This window comes from Pantoea sp. Seng, from assembly GCF_009829935.1.
Lineage (GTDB): Bacteria > Pseudomonadota > Gammaproteobacteria > Enterobacterales > Enterobacteriaceae > Pantoea > Pantoea communis.
The window spans coordinates 114709-134880 of sequence record NZ_SZZV01000007.1 but is presented as its reverse complement, the minus strand read 5'-3'; the positions used below and the strand labels follow the sequence as shown (position 1 = coordinate 134880).

19 protein-coding genes are annotated in these 20172 nt (G+C 54.9%); 14 read left to right on the top strand and 5 right to left on the bottom strand.

Annotated elements, in window-relative coordinates; all coding sequences use genetic code 11:
- The first annotated feature begins 94 nt into the window (after positions 1-94).
- The 4 genes from FD737_RS09335 to FD737_RS09320 all read left to right on the top strand — a co-directional run bounded on the left by FD737_RS09335 (position 95) and on the right by FD737_RS09320 (position 4333).
- Complete coding sequence (locus FD737_RS09335; RefSeq protein WP_034827738.1) at positions 95-2029, top strand: PTS mannitol transporter subunit IICBA; 1935 nt, start codon at positions 95-97, stop codon at positions 2027-2029.
- Positions 2030-2123: 94 nt separating this feature from the next.
- Entirely contained in the window at positions 2124-3272 is a 1149-nt protein-coding gene (mtlD, locus tag FD737_RS09330; RefSeq protein ID WP_034827736.1) for a mannitol-1-phosphate 5-dehydrogenase, read from the top strand.
- Between the two features lie 76 nt (positions 3273-3348).
- A complete protein-coding gene (locus tag FD737_RS09325; protein ID WP_034827734.1) occupies positions 3349-3882 on the top strand; it encodes an MltR family transcriptional regulator in 534 nt (177 codons plus the stop codon).
- Between the two features lie 88 nt (positions 3883-3970).
- Positions 3971-4333: a YibL family ribosome-associated protein gene (locus tag FD737_RS09320; RefSeq protein ID WP_160833342.1), complete on the top strand. Its 363-nt coding sequence runs from the start codon at positions 3971-3973 to the stop codon at positions 4331-4333.
- Positions 4334-4340: 7 nt separating this feature from the next.
- On the opposite strand, the gene FD737_RS09315 is transcribed toward FD737_RS09320, so the two are convergent.
- The 3 genes from FD737_RS09315 to FD737_RS09305 all read right to left on the bottom strand — a co-directional run bounded on the left by FD737_RS09315 (position 4341) and on the right by FD737_RS09305 (position 7367).
- Positions 4341-5345: a VirK/YbjX family protein gene (locus tag FD737_RS09315; protein ID WP_160833341.1), complete on the bottom strand. Its 1005-nt coding sequence runs from the start codon at positions 5343-5345 to the stop codon at positions 4341-4343.
- A 191-nt stretch (positions 5346-5536) separates the two neighbouring features.
- Entirely contained in the window at positions 5537-6154 is a 618-nt protein-coding gene (gene sodA, locus FD737_RS09310; protein WP_034827730.1) for a superoxide dismutase [Mn], read from the bottom strand.
- Positions 6155-6341: 187 nt separating this feature from the next.
- A complete protein-coding gene (locus FD737_RS09305) occupies positions 6342-7367 on the bottom strand; it encodes a LacI family DNA-binding transcriptional regulator (RefSeq protein ID WP_160833340.1) in 1026 nt (341 codons plus the stop codon).
- Between the two features lie 294 nt (positions 7368-7661).
- Here FD737_RS09305 and FD737_RS09300 point away from each other — a divergent pair, with 294 nt between their 5' ends.
- Genes FD737_RS09300 through alsE form a run of 4 tightly spaced genes read left to right on the top strand, consistent with a single transcriptional unit; the run spans position 7662 to position 10410 of the window.
- Entirely contained in the window at positions 7662-8102 is a 441-nt protein-coding gene (locus FD737_RS09300) for a PTS sugar transporter subunit IIA (RefSeq protein ID WP_034827726.1), read from the top strand.
- A gap of 18 nt (positions 8103-8120) precedes the next feature.
- On the top strand, positions 8121-8387 hold the full coding sequence (locus FD737_RS09295; RefSeq protein WP_097118469.1) for a PTS sugar transporter subunit IIB: 267 nt from the start codon (positions 8121-8123) through the stop codon (positions 8385-8387).
- A 29-nt stretch (positions 8388-8416) separates the two neighbouring features.
- Positions 8417-9679: a PTS ascorbate transporter subunit IIC gene (locus FD737_RS09290; protein WP_034827723.1), complete on the top strand. Its 1263-nt coding sequence runs from the start codon at positions 8417-8419 to the stop codon at positions 9677-9679.
- Between the two features lie 50 nt (positions 9680-9729).
- Positions 9730-10410 (top strand): D-allulose 6-phosphate 3-epimerase, encoded by a 681-nt coding sequence (gene alsE / locus FD737_RS09285; protein WP_160833339.1) that lies wholly within the window; start codon positions 9730-9732, stop codon positions 10408-10410.
- A gap of 119 nt (positions 10411-10529) precedes the next feature.
- On the opposite strand, the gene FD737_RS09280 is transcribed toward alsE, so the two are convergent.
- The gene (locus FD737_RS09280) at positions 10530-11870 is read right to left on the bottom strand and encodes an aspartate aminotransferase family protein (protein WP_034827718.1); all 1341 of its coding nucleotides are present in this window, start codon (positions 11868-11870) and stop codon (positions 10530-10532) included.
- A gap of 172 nt (positions 11871-12042) precedes the next feature.
- Between FD737_RS09280 and FD737_RS09275 the strand changes: the two genes are divergently transcribed.
- On the top strand, positions 12043-12819 hold the full coding sequence (locus FD737_RS09275; RefSeq protein ID WP_058961122.1) for a DeoR/GlpR family DNA-binding transcription regulator: 777 nt from the start codon (positions 12043-12045) through the stop codon (positions 12817-12819).
- Here the strand turns inward: FD737_RS09275 and fdhD are convergent.
- On the bottom strand, positions 12816-13598 hold the full coding sequence (fdhD, locus tag FD737_RS09270; protein WP_255253273.1) for a formate dehydrogenase accessory sulfurtransferase FdhD: 783 nt from the start codon (positions 13596-13598) through the stop codon (positions 12816-12818). The two genes, FD737_RS09275 and fdhD, sit on opposite strands and share 4 nt — an antisense overlap.
- 303 nt (positions 13599-13901) lie before the next feature.
- Between fdhD and fdnG the strand changes: the two genes are divergently transcribed.
- The 5 genes from fdnG to FD737_RS09245 all read left to right on the top strand — a co-directional run bounded on the left by fdnG (position 13902) and on the right by FD737_RS09245 (position 20168).
- Positions 13902-16949 (top strand): formate dehydrogenase-N subunit alpha, encoded by a 3048-nt coding sequence (gene fdnG, locus FD737_RS09265; protein ID WP_160833338.1) that lies wholly within the window; start codon positions 13902-13904, stop codon positions 16947-16949.
- Positions 16950-16959: 10 nt separating this feature from the next.
- Positions 16960-17859, top strand: a complete 900-nt coding sequence (gene fdxH / locus FD737_RS09260) for a formate dehydrogenase subunit beta (protein ID WP_097118464.1) — start codon at positions 16960-16962, stop codon at positions 17857-17859.
- Positions 17859-18500 carry a formate dehydrogenase cytochrome b556 subunit gene (gene fdoI, locus FD737_RS09255; RefSeq protein WP_097118543.1) on the top strand — a complete coding sequence of 214 codons (642 nt, stop codon included), beginning with the start codon at positions 17859-17861 and terminating at the stop codon, positions 18498-18500. The genes fdxH and fdoI overlap by 1 nt, the downstream gene beginning before the upstream one ends.
- Complete coding sequence (fdhE, locus tag FD737_RS09250) at positions 18500-19426, top strand: formate dehydrogenase accessory protein FdhE (RefSeq protein ID WP_034827709.1); 927 nt, start codon at positions 18500-18502, stop codon at positions 19424-19426. The genes fdoI and fdhE overlap by 1 nt, the downstream gene beginning before the upstream one ends.
- Before the next feature lie 130 nt (positions 19427-19556).
- The gene (locus FD737_RS09245) at positions 19557-20168 is read left to right on the top strand and encodes a glutathione S-transferase (RefSeq protein ID WP_034827706.1); all 612 of its coding nucleotides are present in this window, start codon (positions 19557-19559) and stop codon (positions 20166-20168) included.
- Positions 20169-20172 lie beyond the last annotated feature (4 nt).

Here is a 20172-nt window from a genome sequence, read left to right as displayed (position 1 = left end):
GTGATGCCACGGCCCGCGCCGGAACGGCTCAATAAAAGTCTTAACAAAAACAACCGCGCTCTTATTGCAGCGCGTCTCAATAAGGGGTGGGTTTATGTCCTCATCAGCGAAGGTCAAGGTCCAGAGCTTTGGTCGCTTTCTGAGTAACATGGTGATGCCAAACATCGGTGCGTTTATCGCCTGGGGTATCATCACAGCACTGTTCATCCCAACCGGATGGATTCCAAACGCAACGCTGGCGAAACTCGTCGGCCCAATGATCACTTACCTGCTGCCATTGTTGATCGGTTTCACCGGTGGACGTCTGGTGGGCGGCGATCGCGGTGGCGTGGTCGGTGCCATTACCACCATGGGTGTGATTGTCGGTGCAGATATGCCGATGTTCCTCGGCGCGATGATTGCCGGTCCACTGGGCGGCTGGGCGATCAAAACCTTTGACCGTATGGTTGATGGTAAAATCAAAAGCGGCTTTGAGATGCTGGTTAACAACTTCTCAGCCGGTATCATCGGTATGCTGTTGGCGCTGCTGGCGTTCATCGGCATCGGTCCATTGGTCGAAGGTCTGTCACACATCCTTGCGGCGGGCGTAAACCTGATGGTGCAGAACAACCTGCTGCCACTGACTTCTATCTTTGTTGAACCGGCGAAAATCCTGTTCCTCAACAACGCCATCAACCACGGTATCTTCTCGCCACTGGGTATCCAGCAGGCTAGCGAAGCCGGTAAATCCATCTTCTTCCTGATTGAAGCGAACCCAGGCCCAGGTATGGGTGTACTGGTTGCCTACATGATTTTTGGTCGCGGTAGCGCTAAGCAGTCTGCAGGCGGTGCGGCAATCATCCACTTCCTCGGTGGTATCCACGAAATTTACTTCCCGTACGTGCTGATGGCGCCACGTCTGCTGCTGGCAGTGATCCTCGGTGGTATGACAGGCGTGTTCACCCTGACCGTACTGAACGGCGGTCTGGTCTCTCCAGCGTCTCCGGGTTCTATTCTCGCAGTACTGGCGATGACGCCAAAAGGCGCATACTTCGCCAACATCGCGGCCATCATCGCGGCGTTTGCCGTCTCCTTCGTGGTCTCTTCTATCCTGCTGAAAACCAGCAAAGTAAAAGAAGATGACGATATCGAAGCTGCGACTCAGCGTATGCGTGATATGAAAGCGCAGTCTAAAGGTCAGGCCGTTGCCGGTTCTCCGGTTATCGCCGATGCCAACAGCGTTGATGTGAGCCACGTGCGTAAAATCATCGTGGCCTGTGATGCCGGTATGGGTTCCAGCGCCATGGGTGCAGGTGTTCTGCGTAAGAAAGTGCAGGATGCCGGCCTGAGCAATATCTCGGTGACCAACAGCGCGATTAACTCACTGCCGGGCGATGTGGATCTGGTGATTACTCACCGCGATCTGACCGAGCGTGCGATGCGCCAGGCACCGCAGGCGCAGCATATTTCGCTGAACAACTTCCTCGATAGCGCGCTGTACAGCAATCTGACTGAACGTCTGATCGCCGCTAACCGCAGTGAAGCACATCGTGAAACCGTGCAGACCACGCTGGCAGACAGCTACGACGATGGCAGTGCTAACTTGTTTAAATTGGGCGCGGACAACGTGTTCCTGGGCTTGAGCGCCAGCAACAAAGAGCAGGCGATTCGCTTTGCTGGTGAGCAGTTGGTGAAAGGCGGTTATGTCCAGCCAGAGTACGTTGAAGCGATGCTGGAACGTGAAAAGCTGACCCCGACCTATCTCGGTGAGTCTATCGCCGTGCCACACGGCACCGTGGAAGCCAAAGATCGCGTGCTGAAAACTGGCGTGGTGTTCTGCCAGTACCCTGCGGGCGTATTGTTTGGCGAAGAAGCCGATGACGTGGCGCGCCTGGTGATTGGTATTGCGGCTCGCAATAACGAACACATTCAGGTGATTACCAGCCTGACCAACGCGCTGGATGATGACAGCGTGATTGAGAAGCTGGCGAACACCACCAGCGTGCAGGATGTGCTGGATCTGCTGTCAGGTAACACCGCGAAAGCGTAATACCACGTTTTAACTTCCCTGGGGCGGGCAAGCCCGTCCCACATTTCCGGGGCGGATTTGCCCGCCCTTTCGTCATTTGATATGGGTCAAATTTATGAAAGCGTTACATTTTGGAGCAGGTAACATCGGTCGCGGTTTTATCGGTAAGTTGCTGGCTGATGCCGGTATCGAACTGGTCTTCGCGGATGTGAATCAGGTAGTTCTGGATGCCCTTAACGCCCGTCATGAATATCCGGTTCATGTGGTTGGCGAGCAGGCAAAAGTCGAAATCGTTACCGGCGTTAGCGCAGTGAACAGCACCAGCGACGACATCGTCACGCTGATTGCTGAGGTTGATATCGTTACCACGGCGGTTGGTCCGCAGATTCTGGAGCGCATCGCGGGCGGTGTGGCGAAGGGGCTGGCCAAACGCAGCGACAACGGTAATGTCCGTCCGCTGAATATCATCGCCTGTGAAAACATGGTGCGCGGCACCAGTCAGTTGAAGCAGCACGTTCTGAAAGCGCTGCCAGAACAGTATCACGCGTGGGTTGAAGAGCACGTTGGCTTCGTCGACTCCGCCGTTGACCGCATCGTGCCGCCATCTGAGGCCGGCAGCAACGATCCGCTGGAAGTGACAGTCGAAACCTTCAGCGAATGGATTGTCGATAAAACGCAGTTCAAAGGTGAATTGCCAAACATTCCTGGCATGGAGCTGACTGATAACCTGATGGCATTTGTCGAGCGCAAACTCTTCACGCTGAATACCGGCCATGCCATCACCGCGTATCTTGGCCAGTTAGCTGGCCACGCCACCATCCGCGATGCGATTCTGGATGAAAAAGTGCGTGCCGTGGTGCAGGGTGCGATGCAGGAGAGCGGCGAGGTGCTGATCAAGCGCTATGGCTTTGATGCCGACAAGCACGCCGCTTACATCCAGAAAATCCTCACTCGTTTCGAAAATCCGTACCTGAAAGATGATGTTGAACGTGTTGGCCGCCAGCCGCTGCGTAAACTCAGCGCGGGCGATCGTCTGATCAAACCCACGCTCGGCACCCTTGAGTACCACCTGCCACACGCCAACCTGGTGCAGGGTATTGCTGCCGCGATGCACTACCGCAGCGAAGCCGATCCGCAGGCGCAGGAACTGGCTGCCCTGCTGGCTGAAAAAGGCCCGCAGGCAACGCTGGCCGAGATCTCTGGACTGGAAGCCAATAGCGAAGTGGTCACCTCAGTGGTGAGTGCTTACAACGCTATGGCATAATGCGCGCCTTTTAATAGCTCACTCGGGCGCGGTGCCAACCGTGCCCGTCGGCGGTAGCGGAACGATGCAGGCAATAATGGAAGAGAAGCAAGCTTTTGAAAACCGGGTGCTTGAGCGCCTGAACGCCGGTCGATCGGTGAGAAGCTTCCTGATCGCCGCCGTTGAGCTATTGGCTGAAGCGGTCAACCTGCTTGTGTTGCAGGTTTTCCGTAAAGACGATTATGCCGTAAAGTACGCGGTTGAACCGCTGCTGCTCGGTGACGGTCCGCTGGGCGAGCTATCGGTGCGTTTGAAACTGATTTACGGTTTGGGCGTGATTAATCGCCATGAATATGAAGATTGTGAGCTGCTGCTGGCGCTGCGTGAAGAACTCAATCACGACACCAGCGACTACCGCTTTACTGACGATGAGATTCTGGGGCCATTTGGTGAACTGCACTGCGTTGTAGCGTGGCCGCCACAACCTGACTTCACCCGGGATGACGAAGCATTACGCAGTATGCAGCAGCAGCGCTATCTGCAAATGGTGCGATCCACCATGGTGCTGTCGCTCACCGAGCTGATATCGCGCATCTCCCACAAGCAAGCCTTCAAGAAGCCGGCCGTTTAGGGGCACTGTCGCGGTCGAATCCGCCCCGCTGCAAAATCGCCCCGTTTTGATGTATCCTTTGCCTGTTTTCCTTAACGAGTTTCCCCTGATGAAAGAACAAGAAAAAGCCGAGATCAAACTGCTCAGTGATCAACTGGACGCATTGAATCGCAAAGAACCCCAGCTGCTGGAATCTGGCGATGCCGAAAAACTCGGCGAGCTGCTGCGTGAAAAAGAGAAGCTGGTGCAGGAAATTGAACGTCTGCGCAGTGTTCGCGATGAGAAACTGAGTAAAGAAGCGCAACAGCTGCAGAAGCTGGATTTCAGCCGTGAGATCACCAGGAAAGAACAAGCCAACATGGGCGCATTTAAGAAGAGCGTGCGCGGCCTGGTGGTGGTGCATCCAATGACCGCGCTGGGACGTGAGATGGGGCTGAAGGTGATGACCGGCTACGCGAAGCAGCCGTTCTGATACCCGATTACGCGGCGTGTGATACGTCGCGTTCCACGCTCTGTTCCTGCACTGCTTCAACCCCTGCCACGGGTTCAACCCCTGCTGCCAGCAATACCTGGGTGTTTAACGCATCCAACAGTGCATAGCGACGACGATACTCCGCACGTTTCTTACTGGCGATCTCTTCCAGTGCTTTCCTTTCCATCTGCAGCGGCAACGTAAACAGGTCGTCGGCACGGGCTTCACCGCCCAGTGACAGCCAGAACTCGCTGTAGCTGGCAAAGAACTTATCACCTTTACTGTGGCGATAACGCATGCTGCGGAACACATGCGTGGTATCTCCTACTGCGCAAATCGCTTGCACGCCACATTGTTGCGCCAGAATAAATACCGCTTCCATTAACAGACGTTTCGGGAATACGCCATGTGCGGCTTTGGTTGCATCGCGGATAACATCATTTGAGATGTGTTTGCGCGGCCCCTGCAATCCACCAATCAATAATGTGCGCTTGCCCTTTTCCTGAATAATGGAAAAAGAGAGCGAGGCAATATTCATGGTTTGATAATGCAGTGTCAGAGTTATTTCACCTTCACGGTCAAAATGTCCTGGGCAGCAATTAATAGCAAACACCTCATCATTTTTTCCGTTAAAAGTGGCAATCACATTTAACACCGGACTCAGCAGTAACTGGCGCAGTTTGGCATTATCCAGTTGATCCATCAGCGTGTAATGGTCAAGCAGTGCCTGCGCACGTTGTGCCACGCTAAAGCCTGCGCGCAGGTAAGGGCGATGCGGTTTAGCCGGCAGCAAACCCTGCATTTTCAGCAGTTGCGGCAGAAACGGCAGTTTCGCTAATGCGTTAAGGTAATTAAATGTCGTAACAGGAAAGATTAAAGACCTTAAAGCAAATTTAAAGCGGAACATACTGCTATTCCATAACTTATCAGGTCTGACGTTGCCGCTAATTAACGGCAAAAACAGAGATGCCGACGAATCTTTATTCGCCACAGGGGTAGTGATAGTAGACATAGTTATTTTACTTTCGTGTGATCAACTGCGGCTACTGTATGCCCCAAATTATCAACGGCAGGTTAATAACGAACGTAACGGTATTGTCAGCAGAGGTAATCTCGAAGTGGTTTAAGAAGTGTTTAGCTTTCGTAAAGAAAAAAACCGGTGAAGCAGCTTCACCGGTTCTGTGCGTTGGCTATCGCCTGAACTTACTTAGCAGCAGCGAAACGCGCAGCAGCTTCATCCCAGTTCACCACGTTCCAGAACGCTTTGATGTAGTCAGGACGTTTGTTCTGATACTTCAGGTAGTAAGCGTGTTCCCACACATCCAGACCAATGATTGGCTCACCGGATGCGCCAGAGATGGCTTCACCCATCAGCGGGCTATCCTGGTTAGCGGTTGAAACCACAGCCAGTTTATCGCCCTTTTTCACCAGCCACGCCCAGCCTGAACCGAAACGGGTGGTAGCGGCTTTCTCGAACTCAGCCTGGAAAGCTTCAACGCTGCCGAAATCTTTTTCGATAGCGGCTTTCAGTTCGCCTTGCAGGCTGGTGCCCAGTTTCAGGCCTTTCCAGAAGAAGCTGTGGTTAGCGTGGCCGCCTGCGTTGTTACGCAGTGGACCTTTTTTATCTGCTGGCAGCTGATCCAGTTTAGCGATCAATTCTTCAACCGGCAGGTTAGCGAATTCGGTACCTTCCAGCGCTGCATTCGCGTTGTTAACGTAAGCCTGGTGGTGTTTAGAGTGATGGATTTCCATCGTCTGCTTGTCGAAGTGTGGTTCCAGTGCGTCGTACGCGTAAGGCAGGGATGGCAGTGAATAACTCATGTTCTTCCTCTCCATTTAGTGTTTTGCAGCATCACCTTAGCAGGGTGCCGCGTAAGCAGTCGGATCATTATAGTTAAAATCATGATCGGTAAAAGGGTTATCAATGCCTTAGTAATGATAAGGATTTGATGAATCTGGGAAAAGCACCGCACGCAGAGTCATATCCCATGCACGCGATGCCGCAGGATTACATCTTGTGCGTGCTGGCACGCAGCTTGAGCTGTACCGGCAGTTCGTTGATGGCAGGAGGCTCATCGCCTTTTAATGCGGAAAGTAAGCGCTTGCCCGCCATGCGCCCCATCTCTTCATAAGGCAGGATAACGCTGGTGAGCGGCGGTGAGCAGACTGCTGCCAATGGGCCGCCACCGATGCTGGCAATCGCCAGCTGGCTGGGAATGGAGATGCCTGCGGCGTGGCAAGCCATGATGGCACCACAGGCCACTTCATCGCTGGTACAAATCAGCACATCCAGTTCCGGCCAGGTCAGCCGGATCTCCGCCAGCAGGCTATGTCCCGCGGCAAAGGTCGGCATTTTCGGCGAGGTCACCACGCGGTGCGGCGCCTGATTTGATGCCAGCATGCCACTGTGCCAGCCATTCAGCAGTTGGCGGAAAATCGTGGTATTGGTTTGCGTACACAACAAGCCGAGATGGCGATAGCCACGTTCCACCAAACTCTGCACCAGCTGGCGAATCGCTTTAGCGTAATCGACACCAATGCTAATACCCGCAGATTCCTGATGCACCCCGCCGATATCCATCACCGGCAGGCCGGAATTACTCAGCAAACGATGAGCTTCAGCGGCATTGTCGAAGTTGAAATGCACCATCGCCGCCGGATTGTACGAGAGCAACATCTCAATTAATTCGCTCTCTTCCGCCGCCGAGTGGTTGGCTTCCGCCAGCATCATGTTGTAACCCTGAGGACGCAGAATCTCTTGCAGCGCTTCCGACACAATCGCGCTGCCCGGCGTGGCGAAAGAAGGCACCACCATGGTGACTAGCTTCGACGATGCCGACGCCAGATTACGCGCCTGGATGTTCGGCACATAGGCCAACTCGGTGACGGCCGCATCAATTTTGGTGCGAATTTCAGGTGAGACTTTCTCCGGCATGCGCAACGCACGTGATGCCGTCATGGTGCTCACGCCGACCAAACGGGCAACATCGGCCAGTGTGCTTTTGCCGGTACCGCGCCGTTTTTTTTCTGCCATGCCTTCTCCTAACTGACTCGCTACAAATGCCCGCACGCAGCTTAAAACCAAATGCGTCAACGTGCCACGTTAATCACCACAGATTCGGGCACACCTCACCTGCTGAGGATTTTCAGATTCTCGGAGCATGTCAGGTGCTTGCAACGATGACAAACGGACTGCACAAAAATGTTAGCGATAACACAGTTTTTAACAACACCTGTGTTAGCGCTAACTTTTGCGACAATCATCACAGAAAAGCGTTGAGAAAATCACCTAAAGTGCACTCCATCGACGAATAACCAGGAATTACTGATGCTCACTCAATGGCTGACACCGCAACATATCCGCATCGTAGAACAGGTCAGCGACTGGCAGGACGCGGTACGTTTATCCGCTGAGCCGCTGCTGGCCGAAGGGGCGATCACCCCGGCTTACCTCGATGCCATCTTTACTTCGCATGCCGAACTGGGACCTTACTACGTACTGGCACCCGGCCTGGCGATGCCGCATGCCCGTCCGGAACAGGGTGCGCGTAAGAATGGCTTGTCGTTGCTGCATGTGAAGAACGGTGTGAGCTTTGCAGCGGATGAAAACGATCCGGTGCATGTGGTGATTATGCTGTGCGCCGTTTCCGGCGACGATCATATCCAGATGATCACAGCATTAGCCGAAGTATTCAGTGACGAATCTCGCCTGCAGCAATTGCTGACGGCGGCAACCCTACCAGCGATTGAAGCTGTTATTACAAATTAACCACCAGAGAATCCTATTATGAAAAAAGTCCTGATTGTGTGCGGTAATGGTTTAGGCAGCAGCTTTATTGTGGAAATGAACGTGAAGAAAATTGTGGTGGAATTAGGGAAAGAGGCCGAAGTGGGCCATACCGATTTAACCACGGCGAAATCTGAACAGGCCGACCTTATTATCAGCGCCAAAGATATTGCCGATCAGTTATCCGGGCATAGCGCGCAGGTATTTGGTCTGACGAATTTATTAGATAACGCCAAAATTAAAGAAATCCTGGCGGAAAATCTGTAATAGCCCGATTTTACTCACATGGAGTAATTATGCTGCAATTTATCATCAAGGATGTTCTCGGAACACCCGCAATACTTGTCGGCCTTTTTTCCCTGATTGGTTTATTACTGCAAAAGAAACCGGTGTCGGATGTGATTTCTGGCACGCTGAAAACCATCATGGGCTTTGTGATTCTCATCGCAGGGGCCAACCTGATTGCGGCAACACTGACCATTTTCAGCCAGCTGTTTGAGCACTCGTTTAATATTCAGGGTGTCGTGCCAAATACTGATGCGATGGCCGCGCTGGCGCAGAAGAGTTACGGTACTGAAACCGCGATGATCATGGTGTTCGGTATGCTGGTGAACATCCTGCTGGCGCGTATCACCCCGCTGAAGTACATCTTCCTGACCGGTCATCACACGCTGTATATGTCGGCGATGCTGGCGGTGATTCTTTCCGTCGGCGGCGTACATGGCTTCTGGCTGGTGCTAATCGGTTCACTGATTCTCGGCACCATGATGGTGGTGTGCCCGGCGATTCTGCAGCCGTTCACACGTAAAATCACCAATTCGGACGATCTGGCGCTCGGCCACTTTGGCTCAACCGGTTATCTGCTGTCTGCGCTGGTCGGTAAAGCAGTGGGCAAAGGCAGTCCATCCACCGAAGAGTTGAAGGTGCCGAAAACCCTCAACTTCCTGCGTGATTCCTCGGTCGCGATTTCGCTGACCATGATGATTCTGTTTATCGCGCTGGTGTTGGTGGCGGGTAAAGAGTTCACCGAAAGCCAGGTGAGCGGCGGTCAGAACTTCATCGTGTTCGCGATTATTCAGTCCATCACCTTTGCGGCGGGCGTTTATATCATCCTCGCCGGTGTGCGTATGGTGATTGCCGAGATCGTGCCGGCCTTTAAAGGCATCGCAGATAAGTTAGTACCGAACGCCAAACCGGCGCTGGACTGCCCAACCGTGTTCCCGTTCGCGCCGAATGCCGTGATCATCGGCTTCCTGTGCAGTTTCTCCGCCGGTCTGATCAGCATGTTCCTGTGCCCATTGTTTGGTCTGAGCGTGATTGTTCCTGGTCTGGTGCCCCACTTCTTCTGCGGTGCCACCGCGGGTGTATACGGCAACATCACGGGTGGACGTCGTGGCGCGGTAGTCGGCTCCTTTGTACAAGGGCTGCTGATCTCCTTCCTGCCGGCGATTCTGCTGCCGCTGATGGGCGACCTGGGCTTTGCCTCGACCACCTTCGGCGACGCGGACTTCGGTATTGTCGGCATCGTACTCGGCCACATTATTTCGTTCTTCCATTGATGTCATAACACAGCGCCTGCGGGCGCTGTTTATGTAATGAGGAAAAAACAATGAACGCTCAATTTTCACCGTCATTAATGTGTATGGATCTCACCCGCTTTCGTGAACAGATCGAAGCGATGAATAGTACTGCGGCTTTTTATCATGTCGATATTATGGATGGCAGCTACGTTAAAAATATTACGTTATCGCCGTTCTTTATTGAGAACCTGCGTAAAATCACCGATGTGCCAATTGATGTGCATTTAATGGTCAATCACCCGGAAGATATTATTCCAATGTGCATTGAGGCGGGGGCGGATATTATTAGCTTCCATCCCGAAACCGCAAATAACAAAATATTCCGCCTGCTGACTCAAATCAAAGAAGCGGGCCGTCGCTGCGGCGTGGTATTAAACCCGGCGACACCTGCCGAGAGCATTCGTGAGTATGCACATCTGCTGGATAAGGTTACGGTGATGTCGGTGGATCCTGGCTTTGCGGGGCAGAAATTTATTCCGGAAACGCTGAACAAGATTCGCCGGCTGATTGCCATGCGCGAAGAGCACGGTTATCACTATCTGACCGAGATTGATGGTTCCTGCAATGCGCGCACCTTTAAGCAGATTGCGGCTTCTGGTGTGGATGTGTTTATCGTTGGCACGTCAGGTTTGTTCAATCTGGATGACGATGTGGCGCAGGCGTGGCAGAAGATGGAAAGTATTTTTGCCGAGGAAACGGCAGCCGCGTAATCCTTTCCAGGTGCGCATCCACGTGCACATTGAGTGAAACGTGCAGATTCTCAGCCGGGTCGCCAGGAATGGCGACCCGCTTCATCTTCCTGATACTGCTTTGGGGCAACCTTAGCCTTTTACCGACCCAGCTCGGTCAGTGACTTATCCAGCGCACCCACCAGCCAATCAATATCCGATTCCTGGAACGCCAATGGTGGACGCAGCTTCAGCACGTTGCCGTACGGACCGGCCACCGACGTCAGCACATGGTGATCGCGCAGCTTCTCGGTGAGATCCAGCGCCAGCGCTTTATCCGGCGTTTTGCTGGTGCGGTCCTGCACCAGTTCGAAGCCGATAAACAGCCCCGCTCCGCGCACATCGCCAATGCTTTCATGGCGATCCATTAACTTCTGCAACTCGGCGAGCAGTTTGGCACCCACCACGCGACTGTGCTCTTGCAAGCCCTCTTCTTTAATCACCGTCAGGACCGCCTGCGCCGCCGCCATAGCAACCGGGTTACCGCCAAAGGTGTTGAAGTAAGGGATATCGTCACTAAACGCCGCCAGCACATCACTCTTCGCCAGCAGGCCGGAAACCGGAATGCCGTTACCCATCGGCTTACCCGTGGTCACCACATCCGGCACCACGCCGTGACGGGCAAAGCCCCAGAACGCATCGCCAGTACGACCAAAGCCAGGCTGCACTTCATCCGCAATGAAGATACCGCCATTAGCGTGCACCACATCCACCGCTTTCTGCAGGAAGCCGCGTGGATTCGGTAACACACCATCGGAAGAGAAGATCGAATCCGCGAGGAAGCCAGCAAATTTAATGCCGTGTGCTTTCATGTCATCGATCTGTTTCTGAATTTCGTTGGCAAACCATTCGCCGAGATCCGGTGCGTTGACGCGGTAAGCATCGGGTGGCGAAACCAAACGCGTGGTGGCCGCCAGTGGCTGACCGCTGCCCAGTGCCGGGGAGACGCCAGACGTGAGATCGCTGGTGCCGTGATAGGCCTCCTGCGACACGATAATGCCCGTGCCGCCGCTGAAAGCACGCGCCACACGGATCGCCAAATCGTTAGCTTCCGACCCGGTGCACATATACATGGCACGGTCGATGGCGTCTGGCGTGGTTGCCAGCAGCTCTTCGGTGTAATCGAGAATGCGTTCGTGCAGATAACGGGTGTGGGTGTTCAGCATCTTCATCTGCTGATTCACCGCTTCGATCACCGCCGGATGGCAGTGGCCAATACTGGCCACATTGTTGTACACATCGAGATATTTGTTACCTGCAGCATCCCACAGATACTGCCCTTCACCGCGTACCAGATGCACCGGCTTACGATAAAACAGGCGATACGACTCGCCCAACACTTTGCTGCGCTTGTCCGTCAGCTGGCGGGTTGCTGCATCCAGACCGTCGGCGTGCTCAGCACGAAAACTGTTGGTGTCCATGATGGTGGAACGTGTAGCCATGGTAACTCCCGTTGCGAAGGTGAAAGGGGTGCATGATGTGTGACCGTTGTCACCATCATGCCTGCTTTAACGAGAAATGCAACCAAATACACAAATACAACCAAATACACATGACGCCGTGATGACACTCAGGTAAGCTTAGGCCCAGATTATTACGCTACAGGGAAAAGTCATGCTGCAGGAAACCCGCTTACACCGCATTCGAGCCCTGCTGACCACGCAGCATCAGGTCAGCACCGAGCGCATTATCAATGAGCTGGGTATTTCACGGGAAACGGCACGGCGAGACATTATTGAGCTGGAAGCGCAGGGTTTAGCACGACGGGTGCACGGCGGTTTAGTCGCGGTAGATAGCCAGCCGGAAGCACCGCTGCAAGTGCGCCGTAGTGCTCAAGCCAAAGAGAAACGTGCGATTGCCGTGGCGGCCGCACAGCACTTGCAGCCGGGCCAGACGCTGTTTCTGGATGCCGGCACCACCACCACCATGCTGGCGGAGCAGCTGCGCAGCATGGCCGGCTTAACCATTATCACTAACAGTTTGCAGGCTGCACTGGCGCTAAGCGCCGCCGAAGAACATGAAACGCTGAATAATCAGGTGATTTTGCTCGGTGGGATGATGATGGCAGGTGCACAGCAGACGCGCGGCGAAATCACGGTCAGCGAGATTTACCGCTATCGCGCCGACGTTGCCCTGCTGTCGCCGGTTGGCATTGATGCTAAAAACGGTGCCAGCAGTTTCCATCCTCATGAAGCGGCGATTGCTCGCGCCATGGTGCAGCAGGCTGCGCGCACCTTCTTACTGGCAGATCACAGCAAGCTGGGGGTGATCAGCCGCACGGTGTACGCGCCGATTGGAGAAGTGGATTTGCTTATTTGCGACAGCGGCCCCGCCAAAGCAGGCGCATTAGCTGCGCTCCAGCAGGCGCTGCCACAGGTACAGGTGGTTTAAACCAGGCGCTGCGGATGGCTGTACACCGTGGCGCGTCCCGGCTTACTAAACCCTATCAGCGTTAAATGACAACGCTCGGCGACCTCAACGGCGAGCTGAGTCGCAGCGGATACCGCAAATAAAATCTCCACACCGCACATCGCGGACTTTTGCACCATCTCATAGCTGGCGCGACTGGAGACCAGCACCGCGCCCTGCTGCCACGGCTGCTGGCTACGATGCCCCAGCAGTTTATCCAGCGCCACATGGCGACCCACGTCTTCGCAGCCACCGAGCAATTCCCCCTGCGGCGACATCCATGCCGCCGCGTGCGTGCATCCGGTGAGATTGCCGATGGGTTGGTAATTGCGCAGTTGCGCCAGCCCGCTATCGAGGTTTGCCAGATCGAAGGTTTGGGTAAACGGCAACGGTTGCAGCGGTTTACCAATCTGGTCGAGTTGTTCCACGCCGCACACGCCACAGCCGGTTCTGCCCGCCATGGCACGGCGCTGCTCTTTTAGCGCCATAAAGCGTCGGCTGGAGAGTTCGATCTGCACTTCAATACCGTTGCAGCCGGGCACCACATCCATGCCGAAAATCTCATCAGGCTTCTCAATAATGCCTTCTGAGAGTGAGAAACCGAGCGCAAACGCCTCAAGATCGTTGGGCGTGGCCATCATCACCACATGGGAAATGCCGTTATACACCAGCGCGATCGGCACCTCTTGTGCCAGCCAGTCGGTTTCAGACGTGCTGATATCACGCCGCTGACGTACCGGCGCCTGCACTGCGCCTGAGATCTCAATCACACTCTGATGACTTTCCTGTGCTTTAACTTTCACTTTGCTCGCCTCGGACAACAACCACATTAAAGCAGTGGTATTATTTCGCTGCTATTCTCACACTATTAGTTGGGTCATTGTGAGCCTCGGCCCAACGCATCACAAAAAATTTTGCCCGTCATGCGGATTGTGGCAAGGCAGTAAACCCATTCAAGCCGGGAGCTTACACCAGTAAGCGACGGGAACGAATGGGCGCAGGCCACGCAGCGACAATACGCACGACGCAGGCAAATTGTAGCAATGTCGACTCAAGGATTAACCATGAACGTCAGCCGAAGAAAACTCTTCAAAATCTGTGCTGGCGGTATGGCAGGGACATCGGCAGCACTCCTCGGCTTCACGCCAGAGGTGGCGCTGGCGGAAACGCGACAGTATAAGCTGCTGCGTGCCCGCGAAACCCGTAACACCTGCACCTACTGCTCAGTGGGCTGTGGCTTGTTAATGTACAGCCTCGGTGACGGCGCGAAAAACGCCAAAGAGACCATTTTTCACATTGAAGGCGATCCGGATCATCCGGTGAGTCGTGGTGCATTGTGCCCCAAAGGCGCTGGCCTGCTGGATTTTGTCCACAGTGAAAGCCGCCTGCACTACCCCGAATACCGCGCGCCAGGCTCCGATAAATGGCAGCGCATCAGCTGGGACGATGCCTTTGACCGTATCGCGAAACTGCTGAAAGCCGACCGTGACGCCAACTTTATCGCGCAGAACGCCGCAGGTGTTACCGTCAACCGCTGGCTGTCATCAGGCATGCTGTGTGCTTCTGCCTCCAGCAATGAAACTGGCTACTTAACCCAGAAATTTACCCGATCGCTCGGCATGTTAGCGGTCGACAACCAGGCACGCGTTTGACACGGACCAACGGTAGCAAGTCTTGCTCCAACATTTGGTCGCGGTGCGATGACCAACCACTGGGTCGACATCCGTAATGCCAATCTGATCGTTGTGATGGGTGGCAACGCCGCTGAAGCGCATCCTGTGGGATTCCGCTGGGCGATGGAAGCCAAGATTCACAACAAAGCCAAATTGATTGTTATCGATCCTCGCTTCACGCGTACGGCATCGGTGGCAGACTTTTACACGCCGATTCGTTCCGGCACCGACATTGCTTTCCTGTCGGGCGTGCTGCTGTGGCTGCTGCAAAATGACAAAATCCAGCATGAATATGTGCAGGCGTACACCAACGCCAGCCTGATAGTGCGCGAAGACTATCATTTTGATGACGGCCTGTTCAGCGGCTACGACGAAGCCAATCGCAAGTATGACAAAACCAGCTGGAACTATGAGCTGGGCGATGACGGCTTTGCCAAACGTGATGACAGCCTGCAACATCCACGCTGTGTGTGGAATCTGCTGAAACAGCACGTCAGCCGCTACACACCAGAAATGGTGTCACGCATCTGCGGCACGCCGAAAGAGGACTTCCTGCACGTCTGCGAGCTGATCGGTGAGACCAGCGCGCGCGATCGCACCACCTCATTCCTGTATGCGCTGGGCTGGACACAGCATTCTGTCGGTGCGCAAAACATCCGCACTATGGCGATGATCCAGCTGCTACTCGGCAACATGGGTATGGCAGGCGGCGGTGTGAATGCATTGCGCGGTCACTCCAACATTCAGGGGCTCACCGATCTCGGCCTGCTGTCGCAAAGTTTGCCAGGTTATATGACATTGCCGTCGGAGAAACAGACCGATCTGCAAAGCTATCTCGCGGCCAACACGCCGAAACCGACGCTACCCGGCCAGGTGAACTACTGGGGTAACTACCCGAAATTCTTTGTCAGCATGATGAAGGCCTTTTTTGGAGACAAAGCGCAAGCAGAGAACAGCTGGGGATTCGACTGGTTGCCGAAGTGGGACAAAGGCTACGACGTTTTGCAGTACTTCGAGATGATGTCGCAGGGCAAAGTGAATGGCTATCTTTGCCAGGGCTTTAACCCGGTGGCCTCATTCCCAAACAAACGCAAAGTGATCGATTCACTGTCGAAGCTGAAGTTCCTGGTGACCATCGACCCGCTCAACACCGAAACCTCGACCTTCTGGCAAAACCACGGGGAGTTTAACGATGTCGATCCGGCGAAGATTCAGACCGAAGTGTTCCGCCTGCCCTCCACCTGCTTCGCGGAAGAGAATGGCTCCATCGTCAACTCCGGACGCTGGCTGCAGTGGCACTTCAAAGGTCAGGATGCGCCGGGCGAAGCGCTGAACGATGGCGAAATTCTCTCCGGCATTTACAGCCGTCTGCGCAAAATGTACGCCAGTGAGGGCGGTGCCTTGCCCGAACAGGTGCTGAACATGACGTGGAACTACCAGACGCCTGATAACCCGGCTTCGGAAGAAGTGGCGATGGAGAGCAACGGCAAAGCGCTGGCGGATGTGTTCGATGACAAAGGCACGTTGCTGGTGAAAAAAGGCCAGCAGCTCAGTAGCTTTGCGCAGTTGAAAGATGACGGCAGCACCAGCAGCGGCTGCTGGATTTTTGCGGGCAGCTGGACGCCAGATGGCAACCAGATGGCGCGGCGTGATAACACCGATCCGAGTGGATTGGGCAATACGCTGAACTGGAGTTGGGCATGGCCGCTCAACCGACGCATCCTCTACAACCGCGCATCGGCCGACCCGCAAGGGAATCCGTGGGATCCGAAACGGCAGATCCTCAAGTGGGATGGCAGTAAATGGGGCGGCATGGATATTCCGGATTACAGCACCGCCGCACCGGGGAGCAATGTGGGGCCGTTTATCATGCAGCCAGAAGGCATGGGCCGCCTGTTCGCGCTCGACAAAATGGCTGAAGGTCCTTTCCCGGAACACTACGAGCCGTTTGAAACGCCACTCGGCACGAATCCACTGCATCCGAACGTCATTTCGAACCCGGCAGCACGCGTGTTCAAAGACGATCTGGCGGCGATGGGTAAAGCCGAGCACTTCCCGTATGTCGGCACCACGTATCGTCTCACCGAGCATTTCCACTACTGGACCAAACACGCGTTACTCAATGCCATCGCGCAGCCGGAGCAGTTTGTGGAGATTGGTGAGAAGTTGGCCAACAAGCTGGGCATCGTGCAGGGCGATACGGTGAAAGTGAGCTCCAATCGCGGTTACATCAAAGCCAAAGCGGTGGTCACCAAACGCCTGCGCCCACTTGATGTGGATGGCAAAACCGTCGATACCGTCGGCATTCCGATTCACTGGGGCTATCAAGGCATTGCGAAGAAAGGCTTTATCGCCAATACCCTGACGCCGTTTGTCGGTGATGCCAACACGCAAACGCCCGAGTTTAAGGCGTTCCTGGTTAACGTTGAGAAGGTGTAGGAGAACGTAGATGGCTTATCAATCACAAGACATTATCCGCCGCTCCGCCACCAATGGTTTCACGCCTGCCCCGCAGGCGCGTAATCATCAGCAGGAGGTGGCGAAGCTGATCGACGTGACCACCTGCATCGGTTGCAAAGCCTGCCAGGTGGCGTGTTCAGAGTGGAACGACATCCGCGATGAGGTTGGGCATAACGTTGGGGTGTATGACAACCCAGCGGATCTGACCGCCAAATCCTGGACGGTGATGCGCTTCTCAGAAGTGGAGGAGAATGGCAAGTTAGAGTGGCTTATCCGCAAGGATGGGTGCATGCACTGCGCCGATCCCGGCTGCCTAAAAGCCTGTCCGTCCGAAGGTGCGATTATTCAGTACGCCAACGGCATCGTCGATTTTCAGTCCGAGCAGTGCATTGGCTGCGGCTACTGCATTGCCGGCTGTCCGTTCGACGTGCCGCGCCTGAATAAAGACGACAACCGCGTGTATAAATGCACGCTGTGTGTCGATCGTGTCAATGTTGGCCAGGAACCGGCGTGCGTCAAAACCTGCCCGACCGGCGCGATTCATTTCGGCAGTAAAACCGATATGCAGGCGCTGGCGGCAGAACGCGTGGCGGAGCTGAATACGCGCGGCTATGACAATGCGGGCTTGTACGATCCGGAAGGCGTCGGCGGCACGCATGTCATGTACGTGCTGCATCATGCTGATAAACCCCAGCTGTATCACGGTTTGCCAGAAAACCCGAGCATCAGTCCGGCGGTCACCTTCTGGAAAGGTATCTGGAAACCGCTGGCGGCCATCGGTTTCGCCGCCACCTTCGCTGCCTCGGTATTCCACTATGTCGGCGTCGGGCCGAACCGGGTGGAAGAGGATGAGGACGAGAACCTGCACGAAAAAGAGGAGCGCGAATGATGAAAAAGCGCGATCGTCTGGTGCGCTACAGCGCACCGGAACGCATCAATCACTGGATTGTAGCGTTCTGTTTTGTTCTGGCAGCCCTGAGCGGGCTGGGTTTCTTCTTTCCCTCCTTTAACTGGCTGATGCACGTTTTGGGCACGCCACAACTGGCGCGCATCCTGCATCCCTTTGTCGGCGTGGTGATGTTTGCTGCTTTTCTGATCATGTTTTTGCGCTACTGGAAACAGAATCTGATCAATCGCGAAGACCTGCTCTGGGCGAAAAACATCAATAAGATCGTACGCAATGAAGAGGTGGGTGATACCGGCAAATACAACTTCGGGCAGAAGTGTGTGTTCTGGGCTGCTATCATCAGCTTAGTCTTGCTGCTGGCGAGCGGAGTGGTTATCTGGCGTCCTTACTTTGCAGGCGCCTTTGCGATTCCGCTGATTCGCGCCGCTTTGGTGGTGCATTCGGTCTCAGCTGTGGCATTGATCGTGGTGATTATGGTGCACATTTATGCGGCCCTGTGGGTCAAAGGTACCATTACCGCCATGGTTGAGGGCTGGGTGCCGGCCGCGTGGGCGAAGAAACATCATCCACGCTGGTATCGTGAGCAGCGCCAACGCCAAACACAACAGGAAAAACGTCCCTGATGAGTATTCGCATTATCCCGCAGGACCAGCTGGAGAAAGGCGAAAAAAACACGGCGGAACAGGTTCCGCCGCTGCTTTTCCCTCGGCTGAAAAATCTGTACAGCCGCCGTGCGGCGCGTTTACGTGAGCTGGCCGCGAAGAATCCGCTGGGCGATTACCTGCGCTTTGCTGCAGTGATCGCGCAGGCGCAGGACATCGTGCTGTACGACCATCCGCTGCAACTCGATTTGCGTCAGCGTTTGGCCGAAAGCGCCGAACAGGGTAAACCTCCGCTTGATATCCACACCTATCCCCGCGATGCCCACTGGCAGCGTCTGCTGCATTCGCTCATTGCCGAGCTGAAGCCCGAGATGAGCGGCCAGGCATTGGCGGTGCTGGAGAACCTGGAGAAAGCCTCTTCTTCCGAGCTGGAAGGCCTGGCCAGTGCGCTACTGGAGGGTGATTTTGCGCAGGTCAGCAGCGATAAAGCCCCGTTTATTTGGGCAGCGCTTTCGATCTATTGGGCGCAGATGGCAGCGCTGATCCCAGGCAAAGCCCGCGCAGAATACGGCGAGCATCGCCAGTTCTGCCCGGTGTGCGCCAGCGTGCCGGTGACCAGCGTGGTGCATATGGATGTGGGCCAGCAGGGGCTGCGTTATCTACACTGTAATCTGTGTGAAAGTGAATGGTATGTGGTGCGCAGTAAGTGCTCCAACTGCGAGCAAACGCGCGACCTGCACTATTGGTCACTCGACAGCGAAAGAGCCGCAGTGAAAGCCGAAAGCTGTGGTGACTGCGGCACCTATCTGAAGATGCTGTATCAGGAGAAAGATCCGGCGGTGGAACCGGTGGCCGATGATTTGGCCTCGCTGGTGCTGGATGCGCGGATGGAGCAGGAAGGCTTTGCGCGTAGCAGCTTGAATCCGTTTATGTTTCCTGGGGATTAAGCCGAATTTCAGCTTTCCGACGAATGGTAGCGGCACGATTTATCGCGCTGTTTTTGAGCCAGACAACAACGCGCGATACAGCGCACCGCTACAATTTGTGTACTTATCACTGTCGCAAAGGAAACGCCTGATGAAACTGATTGGCAGCTACACCAGCCCTTTTGTCCGCAAAATTTCAGTGATCCTGTTGGAAAAAGGCCTGGTGTTCGAATTTGTTAACCAGTCGCCTTGGGTGGAAGACAGCCACGTGCCGCACTATAACCCGCTGGGCAAAGTGCCTGCACTGGTAGACGATAACCATCTCACCTGGTTTGATTCTTCGATTATCGCCCAGGTCATTGAGCTACGCGGTGACGCCCCTGCTCTGTTGCCGGATGACGCCCTGCTCGCTCTGCAGGTACGTCAGCTGGAAAAGCTCGCCGATGGCATCAACGATGCCGCCGTGATGATTGTGCGCGAACAGATGCGCCCCGGCGATCAACAATCCGAAGAAGTGCTAATGCGTAATCGCGAGAAAATTTTGCGTGGGTTGGATGCGCTGGAAACGGCGGCGGCCCAGGGTGAACTCTTGAACAGCGGTACGCTCAATCTGGCCGACATCGCCACTGGCTGCATGATTGGTTATCTCAACTTCCGCCGGGTGCTGCCTAACTGGTGCGTGAACCGCCCGGCATTGATCAAGCTGGCCGATACGTTGTTTGCGCGGGAGAGTTTTGCCCGCACCGTTCCGCCTTCCAGCTAAGCTA

Excerpts from the sequence above, each read along its gene's own strand:
- FD737_RS09295 (WP_097118469.1), top strand. The coding sequence starts at position 8,121 with ATGAAAAAAGTCCTGATTGTGTGCGGTAATGGTTTAGGCAGCAGCTTT.
- FD737_RS09275 (WP_058961122.1), top strand. The coding sequence starts at position 12,043 with ATGCTGCAGGAAACCCGCTTACACCGCATTCGAGCCCTGCTGACCACG.
- FD737_RS09325 (WP_034827734.1), top strand. The coding sequence starts at position 3,349 with ATGGAAGAGAAGCAAGCTTTTGAAAACCGGGTGCTTGAGCGCCTGAAC.
- FD737_RS09290 (WP_034827723.1), top strand. The coding sequence starts at position 8,417 with ATGCTGCAATTTATCATCAAGGATGTTCTCGGAACACCCGCAATACTT.
- fdoI (WP_097118543.1), top strand. The coding sequence starts at position 17,859 with ATGAAAAAGCGCGATCGTCTGGTGCGCTACAGCGCACCGGAACGCATC.
- FD737_RS09300 (WP_034827726.1), top strand. The coding sequence starts at position 7,662 with ATGCTCACTCAATGGCTGACACCGCAACATATCCGCATCGTAGAACAG.
- FD737_RS09245 (WP_034827706.1), top strand. The coding sequence starts at position 19,557 with ATGAAACTGATTGGCAGCTACACCAGCCCTTTTGTCCGCAAAATTTCA.
- mtlD (WP_034827736.1), top strand. The coding sequence starts at position 2,124 with ATGAAAGCGTTACATTTTGGAGCAGGTAACATCGGTCGCGGTTTTATC.
- FD737_RS09320 (WP_160833342.1), top strand. The coding sequence starts at position 3,971 with ATGAAAGAACAAGAAAAAGCCGAGATCAAACTGCTCAGTGATCAACTG.
- FD737_RS09305 (WP_160833340.1), bottom strand. The coding sequence starts at position 7,367 with ATGGCAGAAAAAAAACGGCGCGGTACCGGCAAAAGCACACTGGCCGAT.
- fdxH (WP_097118464.1), top strand. The coding sequence starts at position 16,960 with ATGGCTTATCAATCACAAGACATTATCCGCCGCTCCGCCACCAATGGT.
- FD737_RS09335 (WP_034827738.1), top strand. The coding sequence starts at position 95 with ATGTCCTCATCAGCGAAGGTCAAGGTCCAGAGCTTTGGTCGCTTTCTG.
- fdhE (WP_034827709.1), top strand. The coding sequence starts at position 18,500 with ATGAGTATTCGCATTATCCCGCAGGACCAGCTGGAGAAAGGCGAAAAA.
- FD737_RS09315 (WP_160833341.1), bottom strand. The coding sequence starts at position 5,345 with ATGTCTACTATCACTACCCCTGTGGCGAATAAAGATTCGTCGGCATCT.
- sodA (WP_034827730.1), bottom strand. The coding sequence starts at position 6,154 with ATGAGTTATTCACTGCCATCCCTGCCTTACGCGTACGACGCACTGGAA.
- alsE (WP_160833339.1), top strand. The coding sequence starts at position 9,730 with ATGAACGCTCAATTTTCACCGTCATTAATGTGTATGGATCTCACCCGC.
- FD737_RS09280 (WP_034827718.1), bottom strand. The coding sequence starts at position 11,870 with ATGGCTACACGTTCCACCATCATGGACACCAACAGTTTTCGTGCTGAG.